Origin of the sequence: Binatus sp. (SeqCode), from assembly GCF_049584895.1 — a bacterium.
Classification (GTDB): Bacteria; Desulfobacterota; Binatia; order Binatales; family Binataceae; genus Binatus.
In genome coordinates this window covers 1-7,083 of sequence record NZ_JBAUYR010000034.1, presented here as the reverse complement: position 1 = coordinate 7,083, position 7,083 = coordinate 1, and the positions used below count along the sequence as shown (strand labels likewise).

6 protein-coding genes are annotated in these 7,083 nt (G+C 61.6%); all 6 read left to right on the top strand.

Going from position 1 to position 7,083, the window contains the following annotated elements; all coding sequences use genetic code 11:
* The first annotated feature begins 155 nt into the window (after positions 1-155).
* The 6 genes from cysS (at position 156) to WB650_RS06175 (ending at position 6,969) form a co-directional block, all read left to right on the top strand.
* Positions 156-1,598, top strand: coding sequence for a cysteine--tRNA ligase (gene cysS, locus WB650_RS06200; protein WP_423959836.1), 1,443 nt, complete (start codon positions 156-158; stop codon positions 1,596-1,598).
* 91 nt (positions 1,599-1,689) lie between these two features.
* Positions 1,690-2,556, top strand: coding sequence for a CbbQ/NirQ/NorQ/GpvN family protein (locus WB650_RS06195; RefSeq protein ID WP_422304332.1), 867 nt, complete (start codon positions 1,690-1,692; stop codon positions 2,554-2,556).
* A 60-nt stretch (positions 2,557-2,616) separates the two neighbouring features.
* Positions 2,617-3,642 (top strand): hypothetical protein, encoded by a 1,026-nt coding sequence (locus WB650_RS06190; RefSeq protein WP_422304331.1) that lies wholly within the window; start codon positions 2,617-2,619, stop codon positions 3,640-3,642.
* A 21-nt stretch (positions 3,643-3,663) separates the two neighbouring features.
* Positions 3,664-4,710: a low-specificity L-threonine aldolase gene (ltaE, locus tag WB650_RS06185; protein ID WP_422304330.1), complete on the top strand. Its 1,047-nt coding sequence runs from the start codon at positions 3,664-3,666 to the stop codon at positions 4,708-4,710.
* Between the two features lie 10 nt (positions 4,711-4,720).
* Positions 4,721-5,503 carry an SDR family NAD(P)-dependent oxidoreductase gene (locus WB650_RS06180; protein WP_422304329.1) on the top strand — a complete coding sequence of 261 codons (783 nt, stop codon included), beginning with the start codon at positions 4,721-4,723 and terminating at the stop codon, positions 5,501-5,503.
* A gap of 23 nt (positions 5,504-5,526) precedes the next feature.
* Positions 5,527-6,969: an amino acid permease gene (locus WB650_RS06175; protein ID WP_422304334.1), complete on the top strand. Its 1,443-nt coding sequence runs from the start codon at positions 5,527-5,529 to the stop codon at positions 6,967-6,969.
* Positions 6,970-7,083: the final 114 nt, after the last annotated feature.

Genomic DNA, 7,083 nt, shown 5'->3' with positions numbered 1-7,083 from the left:
ATCACAGGCTGAAGCCTGTGCCACCGCTTCTCACTGGGTGCAGGGGTCACCCCTGCCGAAGGAAGCGTGAAACCCACCGCGGGTTTCACATTTAATTAAGTGATTTCCCCTTCACTCTCCCGCGCCTTGTCCGAGTCCGCGAGGGCACGCTAAGCTTGACGCTCGCACTCGTGAAACCATTCTACATTTTCAATTCGCTGAACCGCGCGGTCGAGGAGTTCCAGCCGCTCAATCCGCCCGAAGTTACCCTGTATTCATGCGGCCCGACGGTCTATCTGCCGCAGCATCTCGGGAATCTGCGCGCGTACGTGTTCGTCGACAGTATTCGCCGGGCGCTCGAGTTCAACGGTTACAAAGTGCGCCATGTGATGAACGTCACGGACGTCGGGCACATGACGAGCGACGAGGATGCGGGCGAGGATAAGATCGAGAAAACTGCACGCGCGCAAGGCAAATCGCCGCTCGAAGTCGCGAACTATTATCTAGAGCAGTTCCAGCGCGATTGCGCCGCGCTGAATCTTGAGCCGCCGAACATATGGTCGCGCGCGACCGATCATATCGCCGATATGATCGCGCTCACCAAAAGAATCATCGACGCTGGCGTTGCGTACGTCACCAGGAGCGGCGTGTACTTCGACGTCGAGTGGTATCGCGGCGAGAATCGGCTCGGCAGGCTCTCGCGTCAGAGTCTCGATGAGCAGAACGCTGCGCAGCGGCTCGAGCATTCTGCCGACAAGCGCAGCCCGCACGATTTCACGCTATGGGTGCTCGGCCAGCCCGACCACTTGATGCAATGGGACAGTCCGTGGGGACGCGGCTATCCGGGATGGCATATCGAGTGCTCCGCGATGGCGATGAAGTATCTGGGCGAGACTATCGACATCCACACCGGCGGCATCGATCACATCCCGGTGCATCATGAGAACGAGATTGCGCAGTCGGAAAGCGCGACGCACAAGCCGTTCGCGCGGTACTTCGTGCACAACGCGTTTCTGGTCGGGAAAGAGGGCACCAAGATCAGCAAGAGCGCGGGCAAGTTCCCGCTGCTGAGCGATCTTGGATCGGCGGGAATCGATCCGCTGGCGTTTCGGATTTTTTGTTACGGTGCGAAGTACCGATCCGAGATTGCTTTCAATGACGATTCGATCCGCGCGTCGCAGAACAACCTCGATTATTTTCACGAGTTCGCCCGCAGCGTACCCGACGACGCGGCTGCCGAAGGAGTCGAGGCGGCGGGATGGGCGGCGGAATACTACGAGCGCTTTCACGAGGCGATCAACAACGATCTGAATACGCCGCAGGCGCTTGCGGTGGCTCTGGAATTGGTCGCGGAGGCATACCGGCGCAAGGACTTCCGCGCATGGCCGACGCTGCTCGCGCTCGACACGGTGCTGGGCCTCGACTTGAAGAAGCATCGCGAGACGGCGCATGCGAGCACGATCGAAGCGGACGTCCAGCAATTGATCGACAATCGAGCGGCAGCGCGCAAGGCCAAGGACTTCAGCACCGCTGACGAGCTGCGCAAGGAGATCGAGCGGCGCGGCTACGAGGTCAAGGACAATCGCGACGGCACCGCTACCTATCAACGCCGCACCTGAGCGGTTGCGAGCGGTGGATTTGGGTTGAATGCTTGCGCGAAAGAATCTTAGAATCGCCCCTTGACGCCTCCACTATGCCCAGAAGGAACCGATGGGGATTGAGTTAAAGAAATTCGACACCAGGCTGCAGGCTGAAGGGCCCGAGGTAAAGCATCTCGACCCCGCCGCGGCACCGTTTTACCTGCCGATCGGCGACGAAGTGGAAATCTTCACCGCCGCCTATAAAGCGCGACTCCCGCTCTTGCTCAAGGGTCCCACCGGATGCGGCAAGACCCGCTTCGTCGAGCACATGGCGCATCAATTGTCGTCGCTCTCCAACGGCCCCAACGAGCTGATCACAGTCGCGTGTCACGAGGATCTCACCGGTAGCGACCTGGTCGGACGCTTCCTGATTCAGGCCGACGAGACCGTGTGGGTTGACGGTCCGCTGACGCAGGCCGTGCGGCGCGGCGCGATTTGTTATCTCGACGAAGTGGTCGAGGCGCGCAAGGACACGACGGTGCTGATCCATCCGCTGTCGGATCATCGGCGGATTCTGCCTATAGAAAAGCGCGGCGAGACGATCGAGGCGCACGAAGGATTTCTGCTGGTGATTTCCTACAATCCCGGCTACCAGAGCATCCAGAAAAATTTGAAGCATTCGACCCGCCAGCGCTTCGTGACGATCGAGTTCACCTATCCGCCAGCGGACAAGGAAGTCGAGATCATCGCGCACGAGGCGGGAGTCGATCAGGATATCGCGCAGCAGCTTGCAGTGCTGGGCGAGAAGGTGCGCCATCTGAAGGCGTCGGGACTGGAAGAAGGCGTCTCGACCCGACTGCTGATTTACGCCGGCGAGCTGATCCGCCAGGGAATTGCGCCACGGCGCGCGGCGACGGTCGCGGTCACCTGGTCGCTGACCGACGAAGCGGACAGCAAGCGCGCGATCGACGAAGTGGTAAAAGCGATCTTTCCATAAGTTGCGGCAAGATTCGTGAATCGACGCGAATAACCTACAACCTCAGAGAGGTCGCGTGTAATGAGAGTCCTCGCAAACTTCAAGGTCATTCTGGCTACGGCGGCGATGCTTGCGATCGGCGCAACCGCGATCGCGCAAGAGTTGCAAGGGCTCCAGGCGCAGTCGGGGCCGCGGCTGGATTTTCCCGCCGGACTCGCGACCGACGGCCGCGCGATTTACGTTGCGAACAGCCGCAATAATACAGTTGAAGCGATCGACGCGGCCACCAGATCGCTGCGAATCGTCGCGGGCAAACTGTTTCAGGAAGGCAGCAACGACGGCGTCGGCGAAGCGGCTCGCTTCAACAGCCCTGACGGCATGACGATCAACGGCCAGAATCTTTATCTTTGCGACACCAACAATTCCGACATCCGCCAAATCACCATCAGCGGCACCGTCACCACGGTGGCGGGCACCGCGAATATCTCAGGCACGGAAGACGGCACGGGCGGGTCGGCGCACTTCAACCTGCCGACGCAGATAACGACCGACGGCACTTCGCTCTACGTGGCTGACAGCGGCAACAGCGCGATTCGGCGTATCACGCTCGCCGACTTCAAGGTCAAGACGATCGGTGGACAGCCGGGCACGTCGGGTAAGACCGAGGGCGGTCCAGGCAAATCTCTGTTCAGCGGCCCACGCGGAGTCGCGGTCGACAAAAAAGCGATCTACGTCGCGGACACCGGCAACGACGTCATCCGCAAAATAGACATCAACACGCTCGAGACCAGCACGATCGCAGGCACCGGCGAAGAAGGCGACAAGGATGGTCCCGCGCTGCAGGCACAGTTCAACAATCCCGGCGCGATATGCACCGACGGTACGTTTCTCTACATCCTCGACGCCGACAATCATTCGATCCGCAAGATGGATCTCAACGCCAACACCGTGACCAAGCTGACGCTCGTCAACGGCCATATCGGTTCCGGCTGCGCGCTCACCAGTGACGGCAAGCAACTCTATTTCTCCGACACCACCGAAAACGCGGTCGAGGTCGTCGATACGACCAGCGGCAATTTCACCACGCTCTATCCACCGGGGCAGTAAGCCTCGCGCGACAGGCATCGCGTGATCGATCTGCGCAGTGACACCGTAACCTTGCCGACGCCGGAAATGCGCGAGGCGATCGCGCGCGCCGAGCTGGGTGACGACGTTTACGGCGAAGACCGGAGCGTGAATCGGCTCGAGGCGATGGCGGCATCTATTATGGGCAAGGACGCCGCGCTGTTGGTGCCGAGCGGCACGATGGGCAATCTCGCTGCCATGCTGTCGCATTGCGCTCGCGGCACCAAGGCGATAGTCGGCTCGCAGTCGCATACCAATCTTTACGAGGCCGGGGGAGCGTCGGCTCTGGGAGGCATCGTGCTCACCGCGGTCGCCAACACCGAAGACGGCGAGCTCGACACTGGTGAACTCGCGCGCGAGCTTGGGACGCCGGCTGACGATCATTTCGCGCAGCCGTCGCTGGTCGTCATCGAAAATACGCACAATCGATGCGGCGGCGCGCCGATCAAGCTCTCACATATGGCGGAAGTTTCGACGGCGGCGAAGCGGAGAAAAATTCCGCTGCATCTCGACGGTGCGCGAATCTTCAACGCGGCGCTCGCGCTCGAGACGACGCCGAAAGAGATCGCAAGCAACGCGGACACGGTGTCGTTCTGCCTGTCGAAGGGACTCGGATGCCCAATCGGTTCACTGCTGTGCGGGAGTCGCGAATTTATTGCGAGTGCGCATCGGACCCGGAAAATCCTGGGCGGCGGAATGCGGCAGGCGGGTATAATCGCAGCGGCTGGAATAGTCGCGCTGACCACGATGGTCGATCGGCTGGCCGAGGATCATCAGAATGCGCGCGCGCTGGCGCAGGGACTCGCGTTGGTTGCGGGACTCAATGTGCGGGCGGTTAAGAATCGCACCAACATGGTGGTGTTCGACGTCGACGGCGACGCGGATGCGTCGCGCCGTTTCGCGGCGGCGATGAAAGAGCGAGGCGTGCTGATCTCGCCGCGCGAGGCGACGTCGTTCCGCGCCGTGACGCATAACGGAATTTCGCGCGCCGATATCGATCGCGCAGTCGCCGCCGCCGCGCAGGCCACCGGCGAAGTTTTCGGCGAATGAAACTTCAAAAATGGACTCACTCGAATCTCTTTTCTCAGTGAAAGGTCATCGCGCGCTGGTAACAGGCGCTTCGTCCGGACTGGGCGTCGAATGCGCCACAGCGCTCGCAATAGCAGGCGCCGATGTTGCGCTGGTCGCGCGGCGCAAAGACCGCGTCGTTCAAATTGCTGACGATCTCGCCAAAGCCCACGGCGTCAAGGCGATCGGAATCGGCGCTGACGTGACACGCGAGGACGACCTCGATCGCGTGATGGCCGAGGCGTCGGCCGCGCTCGGCGACCTCGACATCCTGGTGAACAACGCGGGCGTGTCGCCGACCGGTCGCGCCGAAAATTTCAAGCGCGAGGCGTGGGACCAAACACTCGCGGTGAATCTGACCGCGCCGATGATGCTCTCGCAGCGCTTCGCGCGCCGGCTGATCGAGATCAAACAGCCGGGCCGAATCATCAACATGGCTTCGATTTACGCATCGGTCGCGAGCTCGGTGTACCGGCTCTCGGCATACGTGGCGACCAAGGCGGCGTTGGCGAATCTGACGCGTCAGCTCGCGGTCGAATGGGCCGGCTACGGAATTTTGGTCAACGCGATCGCACCCGGATGGATTCCCACCGAAGCGACCGAAGGCGGAATCGCGAAGCCGGCGAACAAAGAGCGGATGGAGGCCTTCACGCCGATGAAGCGCCTCGGCCTTCCGCACGAGATTCGCGGCGCCGTGATCTTCCTTGCGAGTCCCGCTTCAAGCTACGTTACGGGGTCGGTAGTCTCAGTGGACGGCGGATACCAGGCGTGGTGAAAGCTGCGGGAGGGGGAGCGGGGATGAACGGAACGGGATTGCGGGCGCAGCTTTTCCGGCGCAAGCCGGCTTCGGCGTTGATGGCGGAGGCGGATGCGCGCGACGGCGGCCTCAAGCGCGCGCTGGGAGCGCTCGACCTCACACTTCTAGGAATCGGCGCAATCGTCGGCGCGGGAATTTTCGTGCTGACCGGTGTCGCCGCTGCAAAGTACGCCGGCCCTGCGATCGTGCTCTCGTTCGTCGTCTCGGGATTCGCATGCGCGATGGCTGCCCTGTGCTACGCCGAATTCGCCGCGATGATCCCGGTCGCAGGCAGCGCGTATTCGTATTCGTACGCGACGATGGGGGAGTTGGTCGGCTGGATCATCGGATGGGACCTCGTGCTCGAATACGCTGTCGGTGCCGCCGCGGTCGCAGTCGGATGGTCGGGTTACCTGACCGTCATCCTGCAGGGGCTCGGGATCCATCTGCCGGTTGCGATAACCCACGCGCCCGGGTCGGTGCCCGGCGCGATCATCAATCTGCCCGCGCTGATGATCGTGATGCTCATCACCTACGTGCTGTACATCGGCATCTCGGAGAGCGCGCGAATCAATTCGGTGATCGTGGGAATCAAGCTCGTAGTGATCGCCGCCGTGATCATCGTCGGCGCGTTCTTCGTCAAGCCGGCGAACTGGAGTCCGTTCGCGCCGATGGGGTGGTCGGGCGTGATGAAGGGCGCGGCGGTGATTTTTTTCGCGTATATCGGCTTCGATGCGGTCTCGACCGCGGCGGAAGAAGTCGTCGATCCGAATCGCGACCTGCCGCTCGGCATCCTCGGTTCGCTGTTCGTATGCACCGTGCTCTACATCCTGGTCGCCGGCGTGTTGACCGGGATGGTGCCCGCGCATCTGATCGACGTGAACGCACCGCTGGCGTCGGCGTTTGTGCTGCGCGGGATGCATGCGTTGTCGGGATTTATCTCGCTCGGCGCGGTGGCGGGACTGACCTCGGTGCTGCTGGTGCTGATGCTCGGGCAGTCGCGCGTGTTTTTCGCAGTATCGCGCGACGGCCTGCTGCCGCCCGCGTTCAGCAAGATACATCCGAAGTATCGCACCCCGTACATCCCCACGACGTTGACCGGATTCGCCGTTGGAATCACGGCGGCGCTGCTGCCGATCCAGGAAATCGCCGAACTGACGAACATCGGCACGCTGTTCGCCTTCGTGCTCGTATGCTTCGGCGTGTGGATCCTGCGCCGCGTCGAGCCGGACCTGAAGCGTCCATTCCACACGCCGCTGGTGCCGCTGGTGCCGATCCTCGGCGTCGTATTTTGCGTCTACCTGATGGCGAGTCTGCCGGTCGTAACCTGGATTCGTTTTTTCGTATGGCTGGTGATCGGACTCGTCATCTATTTCACCTACGGCCGCTTCCACAGCAAAGTGCAGAACAACGTCGTCGACAAAGCCGCCGCGTCAGGGAGATAGCTCTCTTTATCTTCCAAAATTGCGCCGCGTTCTTTCGTTTCTTGTGTCATCCCGAGCGTAGCCGAGGGACCCCGGATCTTTCACGACGTAGGAAGATGCACTCTAACCACGCAT

Coding starts and splice junctions, on each gene's coding strand:
- WB650_RS06195 (WP_422304332.1), top strand. CDS start 1,690: ATGGGGATTGAGTTAAAGAAATTCGACACCAGGCTGCAGGCTGAAGGG.
- WB650_RS06190 (WP_422304331.1), top strand. CDS start 2,617: ATGAGAGTCCTCGCAAACTTCAAGGTCATTCTGGCTACGGCGGCGATG.
- WB650_RS06180 (WP_422304329.1), top strand. CDS start 4,721: ATGGACTCACTCGAATCTCTTTTCTCAGTGAAAGGTCATCGCGCGCTG.
- WB650_RS06175 (WP_422304334.1), top strand. CDS start 5,527: ATGAACGGAACGGGATTGCGGGCGCAGCTTTTCCGGCGCAAGCCGGCT.